This is a genomic window from Polaromonas sp. P1_G2 (genome assembly GCF_056405515.1).
The window spans coordinates 1-391 of record NZ_JBFUBY010001505.1 but is presented as its reverse complement, the minus strand read 5'-3'; the positions used below and the strand labels follow the sequence as shown (position 1 = coordinate 391).

The window sequence follows — 391 nt, the reverse complement described above, 5'->3', positions numbered from 1 at the left end:
CCACCGCATCGAGCCGGTCGCCCAGGCGGCGGATCACCGTCTGCGCATAGCGCTGGAAGGCATAGGCCGTCGAGCGCGCCGTCCATCCGCCGTCGCCCATCAGCGTCAGCGGCAGGTCCCAATGGTAAAGCGTGGCAAAAGTCTTGATGCCGCGCGCCTTGCAGCCGTCGACGAGGCGGTCGTAGAAATCCAGGCCCTTTTCGTTCAGCGGGCCGGTGCCATCGGGATAGATGCGCGGCCAGGCGATCGAGAAGCGATAGGCTTCGACGCCGAGTTCCTTGATCAGGTCGAGGTCTTCATCCAGGCGGTTATAGTGGTCGCAAGCGATGTCGCCATTGTCGCGGTTATACACCCGGCCAGGCATGTTGCAGAAGGCGTCCCAGATCGACGG

General features: G+C 63.7%; 1 protein-coding gene. It reads right to left on the bottom strand.

What is annotated here, in order from left to right:
* Positions 1-391 (bottom strand): family 1 glycosylhydrolase (locus AC1D0P_RS31290; protein WP_477680280.1); only part of this gene is annotated, 391 nt, incomplete at both ends.